The organism is Streptomyces sp. B93 (assembly GCF_018070565.1).
In the GTDB taxonomy this organism is placed as follows: domain Bacteria; phylum Actinomycetota; class Actinomycetes; order Streptomycetales; family Streptomycetaceae; genus Streptomyces.
This window is the reverse complement of the sequence record NZ_JAGPXL010000054.1, coordinates 1-16,133: the sequence shown is the minus strand read 5'-3', so window position 1 is coordinate 16,133 and position 16,133 is coordinate 1. Positions and strand designations below refer to the sequence as shown.

Annotated in this window: 16 protein-coding genes; all 16 read left to right on the top strand. The window is 72.2% G+C overall.

The genetic code is table 11. The features are described from left to right. The first annotated feature begins 107 nt into the window (after positions 1 to 107). Positions 108 to 1,919: a DUF5941 domain-containing protein gene (locus KBY47_RS31870; RefSeq protein ID WP_210927347.1), complete on the top strand. Its 1,812-nt coding sequence runs from the start codon at positions 108 to 110 to the stop codon at positions 1,917 to 1,919. Beyond that, complete coding sequence (locus KBY47_RS31865) at positions 1,916 to 2,668, top strand: sugar phosphate nucleotidyltransferase (RefSeq protein WP_210927345.1); 753 nt, start codon at positions 1,916 to 1,918, stop codon at positions 2,666 to 2,668. Before KBY47_RS31870 ends, KBY47_RS31865 begins: the two co-directional genes overlap by 4 nt. Next, positions 2,656 to 3,717, top strand: coding sequence for an iron-containing alcohol dehydrogenase family protein (locus KBY47_RS31860; RefSeq protein WP_210927342.1), 1,062 nt, complete (start codon positions 2,656 to 2,658; stop codon positions 3,715 to 3,717). The genes KBY47_RS31865 and KBY47_RS31860 overlap by 13 nt, the downstream gene beginning before the upstream one ends. Next, complete coding sequence (locus tag KBY47_RS31855) at positions 3,695 to 4,474, top strand: CDP-alcohol phosphatidyltransferase family protein (RefSeq protein WP_210927340.1); 780 nt, start codon at positions 3,695 to 3,697, stop codon at positions 4,472 to 4,474. Before KBY47_RS31860 ends, KBY47_RS31855 begins: the two co-directional genes overlap by 23 nt. 20 nt (positions 4,475 to 4,494) lie before the next feature. Continuing rightward, on the top strand, positions 4,495 to 5,367 hold the full coding sequence (locus tag KBY47_RS31850; RefSeq protein WP_210927396.1) for a glycosyltransferase family 2 protein: 873 nt from the start codon (positions 4,495 to 4,497) through the stop codon (positions 5,365 to 5,367). Positions 5,368 to 5,431: 64 nt separating this feature from the next. Beyond that, complete coding sequence (locus KBY47_RS31845) at positions 5,432 to 6,370, top strand: ABC transporter permease (RefSeq protein ID WP_210927337.1); 939 nt, start codon at positions 5,432 to 5,434, stop codon at positions 6,368 to 6,370. Next, positions 6,363 to 7,184, top strand: coding sequence for an ABC transporter ATP-binding protein (locus tag KBY47_RS31840; protein WP_210927335.1), 822 nt, complete (start codon positions 6,363 to 6,365; stop codon positions 7,182 to 7,184). Before KBY47_RS31845 ends, KBY47_RS31840 begins: the two co-directional genes overlap by 8 nt. A 361-nt stretch (positions 7,185 to 7,545) precedes the next feature. Next, positions 7,546 to 8,448: a squalene synthase HpnC gene (hpnC, locus tag KBY47_RS31835; RefSeq protein ID WP_210927332.1), complete on the top strand. Its 903-nt coding sequence runs from the start codon at positions 7,546 to 7,548 to the stop codon at positions 8,446 to 8,448. Continuing rightward, positions 8,445 to 9,395: a presqualene diphosphate synthase HpnD gene (gene hpnD / locus KBY47_RS31830; RefSeq protein ID WP_210927329.1), complete on the top strand. Its 951-nt coding sequence runs from the start codon at positions 8,445 to 8,447 to the stop codon at positions 9,393 to 9,395. Before hpnC ends, hpnD begins: the two co-directional genes overlap by 4 nt. After that, entirely contained in the window at positions 9,395 to 9,556 is a 162-nt protein-coding gene (locus KBY47_RS37430) for a DUF6380 family protein (RefSeq protein WP_374103141.1), read from the top strand. Before hpnD ends, KBY47_RS37430 begins: the two co-directional genes overlap by 1 nt. Continuing rightward, entirely contained in the window at positions 9,553 to 10,980 is a 1,428-nt protein-coding gene (hpnE, locus tag KBY47_RS31825; protein WP_210927326.1) for a hydroxysqualene dehydroxylase HpnE, read from the top strand. The genes KBY47_RS37430 and hpnE overlap by 4 nt, the downstream gene beginning before the upstream one ends. An 86-nt stretch (positions 10,981 to 11,066) precedes the next feature. After that, positions 11,067 to 12,116 (top strand): polyprenyl synthetase family protein, encoded by a 1,050-nt coding sequence (locus KBY47_RS31820; protein WP_247695552.1) that lies wholly within the window; start codon positions 11,067 to 11,069, stop codon positions 12,114 to 12,116. Between the two features lie 119 nt (positions 12,117 to 12,235). After that, on the top strand, positions 12,236 to 14,245 hold the full coding sequence (gene shc, locus KBY47_RS31815; protein WP_210927322.1) for a squalene--hopene cyclase: 2,010 nt from the start codon (positions 12,236 to 12,238) through the stop codon (positions 14,243 to 14,245). After that, positions 14,245 to 14,883, top strand: coding sequence for a 1-hydroxy-2-methyl-2-butenyl 4-diphosphate reductase (locus tag KBY47_RS31810; RefSeq protein WP_210927321.1), 639 nt, complete (start codon positions 14,245 to 14,247; stop codon positions 14,881 to 14,883). Before shc ends, KBY47_RS31810 begins: the two co-directional genes overlap by 1 nt. 5 nt (positions 14,884 to 14,888) lie before the next feature. Then, positions 14,889 to 15,911, top strand: a complete 1,023-nt coding sequence (gene hpnH, locus KBY47_RS31805; RefSeq protein WP_210927319.1) for an adenosyl-hopene transferase HpnH — start codon at positions 14,889 to 14,891, stop codon at positions 15,909 to 15,911. A gap of 4 nt (positions 15,912 to 15,915) precedes the next feature. Next, the coding region (locus KBY47_RS31800; protein ID WP_210927317.1) for a flavodoxin-dependent (E)-4-hydroxy-3-methylbut-2-enyl-diphosphate synthase at positions 15,916 to 16,133 on the top strand (218 nt) is incomplete at its 3' end.

Genomic DNA, 16,133 nt, shown 5'->3' with positions numbered 1-16,133 from the left:
TCATCCGATAGCCTCTGCCGACATGCCGCCCGGCTGGTGCAGCCAAGGGGCGCCCCACCATGCACACGCCCGGCGCCACGGCGTCGGCACCCAGGGAGTGAGTTCGGTTGCCGACCGCCATCCTCACCGGTCAGCCGGTCCCGGGATCCTCGATCGAGGGCGATCTGCGGTCCCTCGGGTTCGAGGTGCGCACCGCCGCGGGCGCCGCCGAGGCCGAGGCACTGCTCGCCCAGGTCCCCGCCGACCAGCGGGTCGCCGTGGTCGACGCCCGCTTCGTCGGCCATGTGCACGCCCTGCGCCTCGGCCTCACCGACCCGCGCTTCCCGCTGGCCGCCGTCCCCGGCGCCGTCACCGCCCAGGGCGCCGGACGGCAGGCGCTGACCCGGGCGGTGGCCCGCGAGAACTCCTCCGGCACCGGCGCCACCCTCGTCGGCGTCGAGGGCCTGCCCGACCGGATCACCACCGCCCTGGACACCGACGGCACCGATGTGCACCGCCCCGAGCTGGGCAGCCTCGTCGCCGCCGTCCCCGCCGACCCCCAGGCCCGCAACGAGGCACGGCAGGCCGTCGACGCCGTCGACGACGAGGCCGTACGCCTGAAGTCGGCCGTGAAGGCCCGCGACGGCTTCTTCACCACCTTCTTCATCAGCCCCTACTCGCGCTACCTCGCCCGCTGGTGCGCCCGCCGGGGCCTGACCCCCAACCAGGTCACCACCGCCTCCCTGCTCACCGCGCTGATCGCGGCGGGCTGCGCGGCCACCGGCACCCGCGGCGGCTTCGTCGCGGCGGGCGTCCTGCTGATCTTCTCCTTCGTACTGGACTGCACCGACGGCCAGCTCGCCCGCTATTCGCTCCAGTACTCCACCCTCGGCGCCTGGCTCGACGCCACCTTCGACCGGGCCAAGGAGTACGCCTACTACGCCGGCCTCGCGCTCGGAGCGGCCCGCGGCGGCGACGACGTATGGGCCCTCGCCCTCGGTGCGATGGTCCTCCAGACCTGCCGCCACGTCGTCGACTTCTCCTTCAACGAGGCCAACCACGACGCCACCGCCAACACCAGCCCCACCGCCGCCCTCTCCGACAAGCTGGACAGCGTCGGCTGGACGGTCTGGGTACGGCGGATGATCGTCCTGCCGATCGGTGAGCGCTGGGCGATGATCGCCGTCCTCACCGCCGTGGCCACCCCGCGCATCACCTTCTACGCGCTGCTCGTCGGCTGCGCCTTCGCGGCGACGTACACGACGGCGGGGCGGGTGCTGCGGTCCCTGACCCGCAGGGCCCGCCGCACCGACCGGGCCGCGACCGCGCTGGCGGACCTCGCGGACTCCGGCCCGCTCGCCCAGGCCGTCGCCCAGACGCTCGGCGGGCCCGCGCGCGGACTGCCCGGCTTCACCGCCCCGGCCGTCGCCCTGCTCGGCGGCGCCGCCGTGGTCGCCACCGCCGCGCTCACCGGCTTCGGCGGCCCCTGGACCCTCGTCGCCGCCCTCGGCTACACCCTCACCTCCGGCCTCGCCGTCGCCCGCCCGCTGAAGGGCGCCCTGGACTGGCTGGTCCCGCCGTTCCTGCGGGCCGCGGAGTACGGCACCGTCCTCGCGCTCGCGGCCAAAGCGGAGGTGAACGGAGCGCTTCCGGCGGCTTTCGGCCTGGTGGCGGCCGTCGCCTACCATCACTACGACACGGTCTACCGCATCCGCGGCAACGCGGGCGCGCCCCCCACCTGGCTGGTGCGGGCGATCGGAGGGCACGAGGGGCGGACCCTGGCGGTCGCCGTGCTGGCCGCGCTGCTCACCGCATCGCAGTTCACGCTCGCGCTCACGGTCCTCGCCGTGGCCGTGGCCGTGGTGGTGCTCGTCGAGAGCATCCGCTTCTGGGCCTCCGCAGGGGCGCCCGCCGTACACGACGAAGGAGAACCCGCATGATCGGCCTCGTGCTGGCGGCCGGCGCCGGCCGGCGTCTGCGCCCCTACACCGACACCCTGCCCAAGGCGCTGGTGCCGGTCGGGCCCGAGGGCGTCGAGGGCGAGCCGACGGTCCTGGACCTGACCCTCGGCAACTTCGCCGAGGTCGGGCTCACCGAGGCCGCGATCATCGTGGGCTACCGCAAGGAGGCCGTGTACGAGCGCAGGGCCGCCCTGGAGCAGAAGTACGGCCTCAGGCTCACCCTCATCGACAACGACAAGGCCGAGGAGTGGAACAACGCCTACTCCCTGTGGTGCGGCCGTGACGCCCTCAAGGACGGTGTGATCCTGGCCAACGGCGACACCGTGCACCCGGTCTCCGTCGAGCGGACCCTGCTCGCCGCCCGCGGCGACGGAAAGCGGATCATCCTCGCCCTGGACACCGTGAAGTCGCTGGCCGACGAGGAGATGAAGGTCGTCGTCGAGCCCGAGCGCGGCGTCCGGAAGATCACCAAGCTGATGGACCCCGCCGAGGCCACCGGCGAGTACATAGGCGTCACCCTCATCGAGGGAGACGCCGCCCCGGAACTCGCCGACGCGCTGCGCACCGTCTGGGAGACCGAGCCGCAGCAGTTCTACGAGCACGGCTACCAGGAACTGGTCAACCGCGGCTTCCGCATCGACGTCGCGCCGATCGGCGACGTGCCGTGGGTCGAGATCGACAACCACGACGATCTCGCCCGGGGACGGGAGATCGCGTGCCGGTACTGACCCGACTCATCCCCTCGCCGGTCGTCGTGGACATCCGCCCGGGTGCCCTCGACGACCTGGGCTGCGTCCTCGACGACGAGCGGATCTCGCACTCCGGCAAGCTCGCCGTCGCCGTCAGCGGCGGCTCCGGCGCCCGCCTGCGCGAGCGGCTCGGCCCGTCGCTGCCCGGCGCCTCCTGGTACGAGGTCGGCGGCGGCACCCTCGACGACGCGGTCCGCCTGGCCGGCGAGATGAAGGCCGGGCACTACGACGCCCTCGTCGGCCTCGGCGGCGGCAAGATCATCGACTGCGCCAAGTTCGCCGCCGCGCGGGTCGGCCTCCCGCTGGTCGCCGTCCCCACCAACCTCGCCCACGACGGACTGTGCTCCCCGGTCGCCACCCTCGACAACGACGCCGGGCGCGGCTCCTACGGCGTGCCCAACCCGATCGCCGTCGTCATCGACCTGGACGTCGTACGCGAGGCCCCGGTGCGCTTCGTCCGGGCCGGGATCGGCGACGCCGTCTCCAACATCTCCGCCATCCGCGACTGGGAACTGGCGGGCCGGGTCAAGGGCGAGAAGATCGACGGCCTGGCCGCCGCCATGGCCCGGCAGGCCGGTGAGGCGGTCCTGCGCCACCCCGGCACCATCGAGGACAACGACTTCCTCCAGGTGCTGGCCGAGGCGCTGGTCCTCTCCGGCATCGCCATGTCGGTCTCGGGCGACTCCCGCCCCTCCTCCGGGGCCTGCCACGAGATCAACCACGCCTTCGACCTGCTGTACCCCAAGCGTGCCGCCGCCCACGGCGAGCAGTGCGGGCTCGGCGCCGCCTTCGCGATGTGGCTGCGCGGCGCCCACGAGGAGTCGGTGTACATGGCCCGGGTGCTGCGCAGGCACGGCCTTCCGGTGCTGCCGGAGGAGATCGGCTTCACCGCGGAGGAGTTCTTCCGTGTCGTGGAGTACGCCCCGCGGACCCGGCCCGGCCGCTACACGATCCTCGAACACCTCGACCTGAACACCGACCAGATCAAGGACACTTACGCCGACTATGTCAAGGCCATCGGTAGCTGAACTCCGTCCGGTCGTCCACCCCGCGGGGGTCAAGGACCGGCGCAGCGGTGAGCACTGGGGCGGACGCCTCTACATGCGTGAGGTGTCGCTGCGGATCACCCGACTGCTGGTGACCACCCGGGTCACGCCCAACCAGCTCACGTACCTGATGACCCTGTTCGGCGTCCTCGCGGCCCCCGCCCTGCTGGTGCCGGGCATACCGGGCGCCGTCCTCGGCGTACTGATGGTCCAGCTCTACCTGCTCCTCGACTGCGTCGACGGGGAGGTGGCCCGCTGGAAGAAGCAGTTCTCCCTCGGCGGTGTCTACCTCGACCGGGTTGGCGCCTACCTGTGCGACGCCGCCGTCCTCGTCGGCTTCGGACTGCGCGCCGCCGACCTGTGGGGCAGCGGCCGGATCGACTGGCTGTGGGCCTTCCTCGGCACCCTCGCCGCCGTCGGCGCCATCCTGATCAAGGCCGAGACCGACCTGGTCGGCGTCGCCCGGCACCAGGGCGGGCTGCCGCCGGTCAAGGAGTCGGCGTCCGAGCCGCGCTCGTCCGGGATGGCGCTGGCCCGCCGCGCCGCCGCCGCGCTGAAGTTCCACCGGCTGGTCCTCGGCATCGAGGCCTCGCTGCTGATCCTGGTGCTGGCCGTCCTCGACCAGGCCCGCGGCGACCTGTTCTTCACCCGGCTCGGCGTCGCCGTGCTCGCCGGTATCGCCCTGCTCCAGACCCTGCTGCACCTGGTCTCCATCCTCGCCTCCAGCAGGCTGCGGTGAGCGCCGTGGACGCGTCCTCGCTGAAGGTCGGCGCGGTCGTCATCACCATGGGCAACCGCCCCGAGGAACTGCGCGCCCTGCTGGAGTCCGTCGCCAAGCAGGACGGCGACCCCGTCGAGGTGGTCGTCGTCGGCAACGGCTCCCCGGTCCCCGAGGTCCCCGACGGCGTCCGCACCATAGAACTGCCCGAGAACCTCGGCATCCCCGGCGGCCGCAACGTCGGCATCGAGGCTTTCGGCCCCGGCGGCCGCGACGTCGACATACTGCTCTTCCTCGACGACGACGGCCTGCTCGCCCGCACCGACACCGCCCAGCTGTGCCGGGAGGCGTTCGCGGCCGACGCCCGGCTCGGCATCGTCAGCTTCCGCATCGCCGACCCCGACACCGGTGTCACCCAGCGCCGCCACGTCCCCCGGCTGCGCGCCTCCGACCCGATGCGCTCCTCCCGGGTCACCACCTTCCTCGGCGGCGCCAACGCCGTCCGCACCCGGGTCCTCGCCGAGGTCGGCGGCCTGCCCGACGAGTTCTTCTACGCCCATGAGGAGACCGACCTCGCCTGGCGCGCCCTGGACGCCGACTGGATGATCGACTACCGGTCCGACATGGTGCTGTACCACCCGACGACCGCCCCCTCCCGGCACGCGGTGTACCACCGGATGGTCGCCCGCAACCGGGTCTGGCTCGCCCGCCGCAACCTGCCCGCCCCGCTGGTCCCCGTCTACCTGGGCGTCTGGCTGCTGCTCACGCTGGCGCGCCGCCCCTCGCGGCCCGCCCTGAAGGCCTGGTTCGGCGGCTTCCGGGAGGGCTGGACCACGCCCTGCGGTCCCCGCAGGCCCATGAAGTGGCGTACGGTGTGGCGGCTGACCAGACTGGGCCGACCCCCGGTGATCTGAGAAGCTCGTCCCTGAGAGCAGGGCCCGCGCGGGCCCCTCGGATCGAAGACGAAAGTTTCCACTTGTGAGTGAGACAACGCACGACGGAGGAGTCGCGGTGACGACCACGCCTCCGTCGCCCGACGAGTCACTGACCGCGGCACAGCTCGCCGCGAAGTACGGCCTGACCGTGAGCGGCGCCCGGCCCTCGCTCGTCGAGTACGTCCGCCAGCTCTGGGACCGGCGTCACTTCATCCTCGCCTTCTCCCGGGCGAAGCTGACCGCCCAGTACAGCCAGGCCAAGCTCGGCCAGCTGTGGCAGGTGGCGACGCCGCTGCTGAACGCCGCGGTCTACTTCTTCATCTTCGGTCTGCTGCTCGGGGCGCGCCGGGGCATCCCGCACGAGATCTATGTGCCGTTCCTGGTGACCGGGGTGTTCGTGTTCACGTTCACCCAGAGTTCGGTGCTGGCCGGGGTGCGCGCGATCTCCGGCAACCTGGGCCTGGTGCGGGCGCTGCACTTCCCGCGGGCCTCGCTGCCCGTCTCCTTCGCGCTCCAGCAGCTCCAGCAGCTGCTGTACTCGCTGATCGTGCTGGTCGCGGTGATGATCGGCTTCGGCAGCTACCCCAGCCCCGCCTGGCTGCTGGTGATCCCGGCGCTGGTGCTCCAGTTCGTGTTCAACACCGGCCTGGCGCTGGCCTTCGCCCGGATGGGCAGCAAGACGCCCGACCTGGCCCAGCTGATGCCGTTCGTGCTGCGCACCTGGATGTACGCCTCGGGTGTGATGTTCAGCATCCCGGCGATGCTCGCCGACAAGGACGCCCCCGGCTGGCTCGCCGACGTGCTCCAGTGGAACCCGGCGGCGATCTACATGGACCTGGTCCGCTTCGCGCTGATCGACGGCTACGGCTCGTCGTACCTGCCGCCGCACGTGTGGGCCTTCGCGCTGGGCTGGGCCGTCCTCGTCGGCGCGTTCGGCTTCGTCTACTTCTGGAAGGCTGAGGAGCAGTACGGCCGTGGCTGATCTCGACAAGCCCGACCTCGTCGACGGCGGCGCCGTCGACGACGGGCCGCGCGTCCCCACCGTCATCGCCGACGAGCTGCACATCGTCTACCGCGTCAACGGCGCCCGCACCGGCCGGGGCAGCGCGACGGCGGCCCTGAGCCGCATCGTCAAGCGAGGCTCCGACGACGCGGCGAGGGGCGTGCGCAAGGTGCACGCCGTGCGCGGTGTCTCCTTCGTCGCCTACCGGGGCGAGGCGATCGGCCTGATCGGCTCCAACGGCTCCGGAAAGTCCACCCTGCTGCGCGCCATCGCCGGACTGCTGCCCGCCGAGCGGGGCCGGGTCTACACCAACGGCCAGCCCTCGCTGCTGGGGGTGAACGCGGCCCTGATGAACGACCTGACCGGCGAGCGCAACGTCATCCTCGGCGGCCTCGCGATGGGCATGTCCCGCGAGCAGATCAGGGAGCGCTACCAGGACATCGTCGACTTCTCCGGCATCAACGAGAAGGGCGACTTCATCACGCTGCCGATGCGGACCTACTCCTCCGGCATGGCCGCCCGGCTGCGGTTCTCCATCGCCGCCGCCAAGGACCACGACGTGCTGATGATCGACGAGGCGCTGGCCACCGGCGACGGCCGCTTCCGCAAGCGCTCCGAGGCCCGCATCCGCGAGCTGCGCAAGGAAGCGGGCACGGTCTTCCTGGTCAGCCACAACAACAAGTCCATCCGCGACACCTGCAACCGCGTCCTGTGGCTGGAGCGCGGCGAACTGCGCATGGACGGTCCCACCGACGAGGTGCTCAGGGAGTACGAGAAGTTCTCCGGCAAGTGACAGCGCCCGGCGGCGACCGGCCCCGTCGGAACTGCTCCGGCGGGGCCCGCGTCTGCAAAGGAAACGTCAACTCCGCGCGGCCTTAGGAATCTTGGGGCCAATCGGTGTGTTGTTGTGATGTGCAGGACACCCCCGGGCGCCCCGCTCCGTTGTACAACGTAAGCTGTACCGGTGCCGAATCACGGCAATCAGGGCCATAATGCGCGACACCCTGCTCCGGGACCGCCGCCGAGCGCTGGGCGGCGTGTCCGAAATAGTGTGTATTGCGTCCGCAGTGTAGAACGGGAGATGTGACGGCAATGGCTACGGAAACTCCCCAGCTCCGCTCAGCGCGCGCCGTCCCCGCCCCGGGCAGCAAACGGTGACGGCAGCCAGGACGGCGCGCCCCGGCGACCCGGAGCGCGACACCCTCGACAAGGCCGCGGCCGAGAACTTCCCCGTGGCCCCCTTCTTCCTGCCCCGCGCCTGGCGCACCGACCTCATGGCCGTCTACGGCTTCGCCCGTCTGGTCGACGACATCGGCGACGGCGACCTCGCCCCCGGTGGCGCCGACGCGGCCCTGCTCGGCGTGGCCCCCGAGGACGCCGGGGACCGGCTCCTCCTCCTCGACGCCTTCGAGGCCGACCTGCGCCGGGTCTTCGACGGCACCCCCCGTCACCCCCTGCTGCGCCGCCTCCAGCCCACGGTGCGCGCCCGCGCGCTGACCCCCGAGCCCTTCCTCGGGCTGATCGCCGCCAACCGCCAGGACCAGCTGGTCAAGCGCTACGAGACCTACGACGACCTGCTCGCCTACTGCGAACTGTCCGCCAACCCGGTCGGCCGTCTCGTCCTCGCCGTCACCGGCACCGCCACCCCCGAGCGGATTCGCCGCTCCGACGCGATCTGTACCGCCCTCCAGATCGTCGAGCACCTCCAGGACGTGGCCGAGGACCTCGGCCGCGACCGCGTTTACCTGCCCGCCGCGGACATGAAGCGCTTCCACGTCCAGGAGGCGGACCTCACCCCGGACAGCGCCGGCGCGTCCCTGCGCGCCCTGGTCGCGTACGAGGCACAACGCGCCCGCGAACTCCTGAATGAAGGCGCCCCCCTCGTGGGTAGCGTCCACGGCAGGCTGAGACTGCTGCTCGCAGGATTCGTGGCGGGGGGAAGGGCGGCGATCGACGCGATCGCCGCCGCCGATTACGACGTCCTTCCCGGCCCGCCCAAGCCCGGCAAGATCCGGCTGCTGCGTGAGGTGGGCGTGACTCTGCGAGGAGAGGGGTGATCCAGGCCGTGGAGTCTCCACCACCCGCGTCCGCGCCGGTGCTCGCCGCCTACAGCTACTGCGAGGCCGTCACCGGACAGCAGGCCCGCAACTTCGCCTACGGCATCAGGCTCCTGCCGGTGCCCAAGCGGCGGGCGATGTCCGCGCTGTACGCGTTCTCCCGCCGGGTCGACGACATCGGCGACGGAGCCCTGGACGACGAGGTGAAGGCCACCCGGCTCGAGGACACCCGGGCACTGCTCACCCGGATCCGCGAGGGCGCCGTCGACGAGGACGACACCGACCCGGTCGCCGTCGCCCTCGCGCACGCCGCCCGCGCCTTCCCCATCCCGCTCGGCGGCCTGGACGAGCTGATCGACGGCGTGCTGATGGACGTACGCGGCGAGACCTACGAGACCTGGGACGACCTGAAGGTCTACTGCCGCTGCGTGGCGGGTGCCATCGGACGCCTCTCGCTCGGCGTCTTCGGCACCGAACCCGGAGCGCGCGGCGCCGAGCGCGCACCCGAGTACGCCGACACCCTCGGCCTCGCGCTCCAGCTCACCAACATCCTCAGGGACGTCCGCGAGGACGCCGAGGGCGGCCGCACCTATCTGCCCGCCGACGACCTCGCCAAGTTCGGGTGTTCGGCCGGGTTCAGCGGGCCGAGGCCACCGGAGGGCTCCGACTTCGCGGGCCTCGTGCACTTCGAAGTGCGTCGGGCCCGCGCCCTCTTCGCCGAGGGCTACCGGCTGCTCCCCATGCTCGACCGCCGCAGCGGCGCCTGCGTCGCCGCCATGGCGGGCATCTACCGCCGGCTGCTGGACCGCATCGAACGCGACCCCGGGGCCGTGCTGCGCGGCCGGGTCTCGCTGCCCGGGCGTGAGAAGGCCTACGTCGCCGTGCGCGGTCTGTCCGGGCTCGACACCCGCCATGTGAGCCGGAGGACCGTCAGGAGGCGCGCCTGATGGACCACCTCGATCCAGCCGAGGACACCGGCGACAAGCGGCGGGCAACCCTCCGCGACGGGCGGGCGTCCCTGACTGCGACGGCCTGCCGTCCACGCTTCAAGCAGTACGGCGATCCGGCCGTCCGGCACGCCGGGCGCGCGGAGAGGGGGGTGCGATGACCGACCGCACGGACGTGGACGGGTCACGCGCGCACACCACCGCGGGGCCCGGGCGGGACGCCGTGGTGATCGGCGGCGGGCTCGCCGGGATCACCGCCGCGCTCGCGCTCGCCGACGCGGGCGTGCGCGTCACCCTGCTGGAGGGCAGGCCACGCCTGGGCGGGCTCGCCTTCTCCTTCCAGCGCGGCGATCTGACCGTCGACAACGGGCAGCACGTCTACCTGCGCTGCTGCACGGCCTACCGCTGGTTCCTCGACCGGATCGACGGCGCCCGCCTCGCTCCGCTCCAGGACCGCCTCGACGTACCCGTCGTCGATGTCACCCGCCCCGAGGGACGGCGGCTCGGCAGGCTGCGGCGCGACGCGCTGCCCGTGCCCCTGCACCTCGGGCGCAGCCTCGCCACCTATCCGCACCTCACGCTCGCCGACCGCGCCCGGGTGGGGCGTGCCGCGCTCGCGCTGGGCGGACTCGACCTCGCCGATCCGACGCTGGACCAGCAGGACTTCGGCAGCTGGCTGACCGCGCACGGTCAGTCGGCGCGCGCCGTCGAGGCCCTGTGGGACCTGGTCGGGGTGGCCACCCTCAACGCGGTCGCGGGCGACACCTCGCTGGGGCTCGCCGCGATGGTGTTCAAGACCGGTCTGCTGTCCGACCCGGGCGCGGCCGACATCGGCTGGGCCCATGTCCCGCTGGGTGAACTGCACGACCGGCTGGCACGCAGGGCGCTCGACTCCGCGGGCGTCCGCCTCGGGCTCCGTACACGAGTCACCTCCATCTCCCGCCAGGACAACGGACGTTGGGCCGTCCAGGTTCCCGGCGAGCGCATCGAGACGGACGCCGTCGTCCTCGCCGTACCGCAGCGTGAGACGCACGGCCTGCTGCCCGACGGCGCCCTCGACGACCCCGGGCGGCTGCTGCGCATCGGCACCGCGCCCATCCTCAACGTCCACGTCGTCTACGACCGGAAGGTGCTCGACGCGCCCTTCCTCAGCGCGCTCGGCACCCCCGTGCAGTGGGTCTTCGACCGGACCGACGCCTCCGGGCTGAAGAGCGGCCAGTACCTGGCGGTGTCCCAGTCGGCGGCGCACGACGACATCGACGCACCCGTCGCCGACCTGCGCGAGCGGTACCTGCCGGAGCTGGAGCGGCTGCTGCCGCGCACCCGGGGCGCCGGGGTGCGGGACTTCTTCGTCACCCGGGAGCGCACCGCCACCTTCGCCCCCGCCCCCGGCGTCGGGCGCCTCAGGCCCGGCGCCCGGACCCGAACCCCCGGCCTGTACCTGGCCGGCGCGTGGACCGCCACTGGGTGGCCCGCGACCATGGAGAGTGCGGTCCGCAGCGGCATCAACGCGGCGGACGCCGCGCTGCACGCCCTCGGACGGCCCCGCCCCGCCCACCTCTTCGACGTCGAGGAGGCGGCGTGACGCTCGACCAGCAGCGCGCGGCAGGCACCCGCACCCCCCGCACAGCAACAAGAGGAGAGAACGTGCCCCCTGTACCCCCGGCCTCGATGGCCGCTCGAGAGACCGCGGTCGACGTGACCGCGCTTCTGGAGCGCGGCCGGACCCTGGCCACGCCGGTACTGCGGGCGGCCGTCGACCGCCTGGCGCCACCCATGGACACGGTCGCCGCCTACCACTTCGGGTGGATCGACGCCCACGGCAACCCCGCCGCCGGCGACGGCGGCAAGGCCGTGCGTCCCGCCCTGGCCGTCCTCTCCGCGGAGGTCCCCGGCGCCGCGCCGGAGACCGGTGTCCCCGGCGCCGTCGCCGTCGAACTGGTCCACAACTTCTCCCTGCTGCACGACGACCTGATGGACGGCGACGAACAGCGCCGCCACCGCGAGACCGTCTGGAAGGTGCACGGCCCCGCCCAGGCCATCCTGGTCGGCGACGGACTGTTCGCGCTGGCGGGCGAGGTGCTGCTGGAACTCGGCACGGTCGAGGCGGGCCGTGCCGCCCGCCGACTGGCCACCGCCACCCGCGCCCTGATCGACGGTCAGGCACAGGACATCGCCTACGAGCACCGCGACCGGGTCAGCGTCGAGGAGTGCCTGGAGATGGAGGGCAACAAGACCGGCGCGCTGCTCGCCTGCGCCAGCTCCATCGGGGCCGTGCTGGGCGGCGCCGACGACCGCACCGCCGACGCCCTGGAGAGGTACGGCTACCACCTGGGCCTCGCCTTCCAGGCCGTCGACGACCTGCTCGGCATCTGGGGCGACCCGGAGGCCACCGGCAAGCAGACCTGGAGCGATCTGCGCCAGCGCAAGAAGTCGCTGCCGGTGGTCGCGGCGCTCGCGGCGGGCGGCCCCGCCTCCGAGCGGCTCGCCGAACTGCTCGCCGCCGACGCCAAGGCACCCGACTTCGCGGACTTCTCCGAGGAGGAGTTCGCGGTCCGCGCCGCCCTCATCGAGGAGGCGGGCGGACGCGGCTGGACCGCCGAGGAGGCGCGCCGCCAGCACACCATCGCCATCGAAGCCCTCGACGCCATCGGCATGCCGGACCGGGTGCGTGACCGGTTCAGGGCGCTCGCGGACTTCGTCGTCGTACGAAAGAGATGATCATTATCGGCCGAATAGACCTCGCGTAGTCGCCGGCCGGGGCAGCGTGCACGCGCGCTCCGGCCGACGGCGGACCCACAGCAGACGCACCATTTGCAGCACTGCACGAAGGGGAAGCCATGACAGCGACGACCGACGGAAGCACCGGGGCCACACTGCCGCCCCGCGCTGCCGCGGCCAGCGAAACCGACATCACCACCCCCGCGGCGATCGGGGTCCAGGACGCCGCCGTGCGCGCGGTGCAGCGCGCGACGGAGCACCTGCTGGCCCGGCAGGACGCCGAGGGCTGGTGGAAGGGCGACCTGGAGACCAACGTCACCATGGACGCCGAGGACCTGCTGCTCCGCCAGTTCCTCGGCATTCTGGAGGAACCGACCGCCCACGCCGCCGCCCTGTTCATCCGCGGCGAGCAGCGCGAGGACGGCACCTGGGCCACCTTCTACGGCGGACCCGGCGACCTGTCCGCCACCATCGAGGCCTATGTCGCCCTGCGGCTCGCCGGGGACAGCCCGGACGCCCCGCACATGGCGAAGGCCTCCGCCTGGATCCGCGACCGGGGCGGGATCGCCGCCGCCCGGGTCTTCACCCGGATCTGGCTGGCCCTGTTCGGCTGGTGGAAGTGGGAGGACCTGCCCGAACTCCCTCCGGAACTGATCTACCTGCCCACCTGGGCACCACTGAACATCTACGACTTCGGCTGCTGGGCCCGGCAGACCATCGTCCCGCTGACCATCGTCTCCGCGAAGCGCCCGGTACGGCCCGCGCCCTTCCCGCTCGACGAACTGCACACCGATCCCGCCGACCCCAGTCCGTACCGGCCGATGGCGCCCGCCGCCAGCTGGGACGGCGCCTTCCAGCGCATCGACAGGGCGCTGCACGCCTTCCGCAGGGTCGCCCCGCGCCGACTGCGCCGGGCCGCCATGAACACCGCCGCCCGCTGGATCATCGAGCGCCAGGAGAACGACGGCTGCTGGGGCGGCATCCAGCCCCCGGCCGTGTACTCGGTCATCGCCCTGCACCTGCTCGGCTACGACCTCAAGCACCCCGTCATGCGCGCCGGACTGGACTCCCTGGACCGCTTCGCCGTCTGGCGCGAGGACGGCGCCCGGATGATCGAGGCCTGCCAGTCCCCGGTCTGGGACACCTGCCTCGCCACCATCGCGCTCGCCGACGCGGGCTTGCCCGCCGACCACCCGGCGCTGGTGAAGGCCGCCGACTGGATGCTCGGCGAACAGATCGTGCGCCCCGGCGACTGGTCGGTGCGGCGGCCCGGACTGCCGCCCGGCGGCTGGGCGTTCGAGTTCCACAACGACAACTACCCCGACATCGACGACACCGCCGAGGTGGTCCTCGCGCTGCGCCGGGTCAGGCACCACGACCCGGAGCGGGTGGACAAGGCGATCGGCCGCGGGGTCCGCTGGAACCTCGGCATGCAGTCGAAGAACGGCGCCTGGGGCGCCTTCGACGTCGACAACACCAGCCCCTTCCCCAACCGGCTGCCGTTCTGCGACTTCGGCGAGGTCATCGACCCGCCGTCGGCGGACGTCACCGCGCACGTGGTGGAGATGCTCGCGGTGGAGGGCCTGGCCCATGACCCGCGCACCCGCCGCGGCGTCGCCTGGCTCCTCGACGCCCAGGAGGCGGACGGCTCCTGGTTCGGACGCTGGGGCGTGAACTACGTCTACGGCACCGGGTCCGTCGTCCCCGCCCTGGTCGCCGCCGGACTGCCCACCTCGCACCCGGCGATCCGGCGCGCGGTCCGCTGGCTGGAAGACGTGCAGAACGAGGACGGCGGCTGGGGCGAGGACCTGCGCTCCTACCGGTACGTCAAGGAGTGGCGGGGCCGCGGCGCCTCCACCGCCTCCCAGACCGGCTGGGCGCTGCTCGCCCTGCTCGCGGCGGGGGAGAAGGACTCCAAGGCCGTCGAGCGCGGCGTCGAATGGCTCGCCGCCACCCAGCGCGAGGACGGCTCATGGGACGAGCCGTACTTCACCGGCACCGGCTTCCCCTGGGACTTCTCCATCAACTACCACCTCTACCGGCAGGTCTTCCCGCTGACCGCGCTCGGCCGGTACGTGTACGGGGAGCCCTTCGCCCAGCAGCCGCGCAACGCGGTCAAGGGGGGCTGATGGGGAAACCGCCCGCTCCGGCTCCGCTGCTGATCGCCTGCGCGCTCGGCATCGAGCGGCTCGCCCTGCGCACCGGGGACAGGGGCTCCGGCGGACCCGTCACCGTGCTGCGCACCGGCATGGGCCCCAGGGCGGCCGAGCGCTCCGTGACCCGGGCCCTGGCCGGGACGGGGATGCGCGACGCCGCCGTGCTCGCCACCGGGTTCTGCGCGGGGCTCGCGCCCGGGATGCACCCCGGTGACCTCGTCGTCGCCGAGGAGACCAGGGACCCGGGTGGGCGTACCCCCTGTGTGGGCACCGAGCTGCTGGTCAAGGAGCTGGTGCGGGCGGTGCCCGGCCGTACCGTGCACACCGGCCCGCTCACCGGCGCCGACCATGTCGTCCGCGGCCACGAGCGGGCGGAACTGCTCACCACCGGCGCGATCGCCGTCGACATGGAGTCGGCGGCCACGCTCCTGAGCGCCGTCCGCGCGGGCGTGCGCCCGGTTGCGGCCGTCCGGGTGGTCGTGGACGCTCCAGAACATGAACTGGTCCGGATCGGCACGGTGCGCGGTGGAATATCAGCCTTCCGTGTCCTTCGTGCCGTTCTTCCTGCTTTCTTCGAATGGCACCGTTCCTTGCTGCTCCCCAGGAGGTGAGCCAGATGGCCATGCCGCTGCGCCAGTCCATCAAGGTCGCTACATACTTGGCCGAACAGAAGCTCCGCAGGCGGGACAAGTTTCCGCTCATCGTCGAGCTGGAACCGCTCTTCGCCTGCAACCTCAAGTGTGAGGGCTGCGGGAAGATCCAGCATCCGGCGGGCGTGCTCAAGCAGCGCATGCCGGTCGCACAGGCCGTGGGCGCGGTGCTCGAATCCGGCGCGCCCATGGTGTCGATCGCCGGGGGCGAGCCCCTGATGCACCCGCAGATCGACGAGATCGTGCGCCAGTTGGTCGCCAAACGGAAGTACGTCTTCCTGTGCACCAACGCCATGCTCCTGCGCAAGAAGATTGACAAGTTCAAGCCCTCCCCCTACTTCGCGTTCGCCGTGCACATCGACGGACTGCGCGAGCGGCACGACGAGTCGGTGGCCAAGGAGGGCGTGTTCGACGAGGCCGTGGCGGCGATCAAGGAGGCCAAGCGGCGGGGCTTCCGGGTCACCACCAACTCGACCTTCTTCAACACCGACACCCCCCAGACCATCATCGAGGTCCTGAACTTCCTCAACGACGACCTCCAGGTCGACGAGATGATGATCTCGCCCGCCTACGCCTACGAGAAGGCGCCTGACCAGGAGCACTTCCTGGGCGTGGAGCAGACCCGCGAGCTGTTCAAGAAGGCCTTCGCGGGCGGCAACCGGCGCAAGTGGCGGCTCAACCACTCCCCGCTCTTCCTGGACTTCCTGGAGGGCAAGGTCGACTTCCCCTGCACGGCCTGGGCGATCCCCAACTACTCCCTCTTCGGCTGGCAGCGCCCCTGCTACCTGATGAGCGACGGCTATGTGCCGACGTACCGCGAACTGATCGAGGAGACCGACTGGGACAAGTACGGCCGCGGCAAGGACCCGCGCTGCGCCAACTGCATGGCGCACTGCGGCTACGAGCCCACGGCCGTCCTGGCCACCATGGGCTCGCTGAAGGAGTCCCTGCGCGCGATGCGCGAGACGGTGTCCGGAAACCGGGAGTGACCCCATGACCGCCGTATCCCTGGGCGTCCCCGAGGTACCGGTCCGGCCGGTCGCCGAGCGGCGAGTGTCGCGGCGGATCCAGGTCGGGCCGGTGGCGGTCGGGGGCGGGGCCCCGGTGTCGGTGCAGTCGATGACGACGACGCGTACGTCGGACATCGGCGCCACGCTCCAGCAGATCGCCGAACTCACCGCGTCGGGCTGTCAGATCGTCCGGGTCGCCTG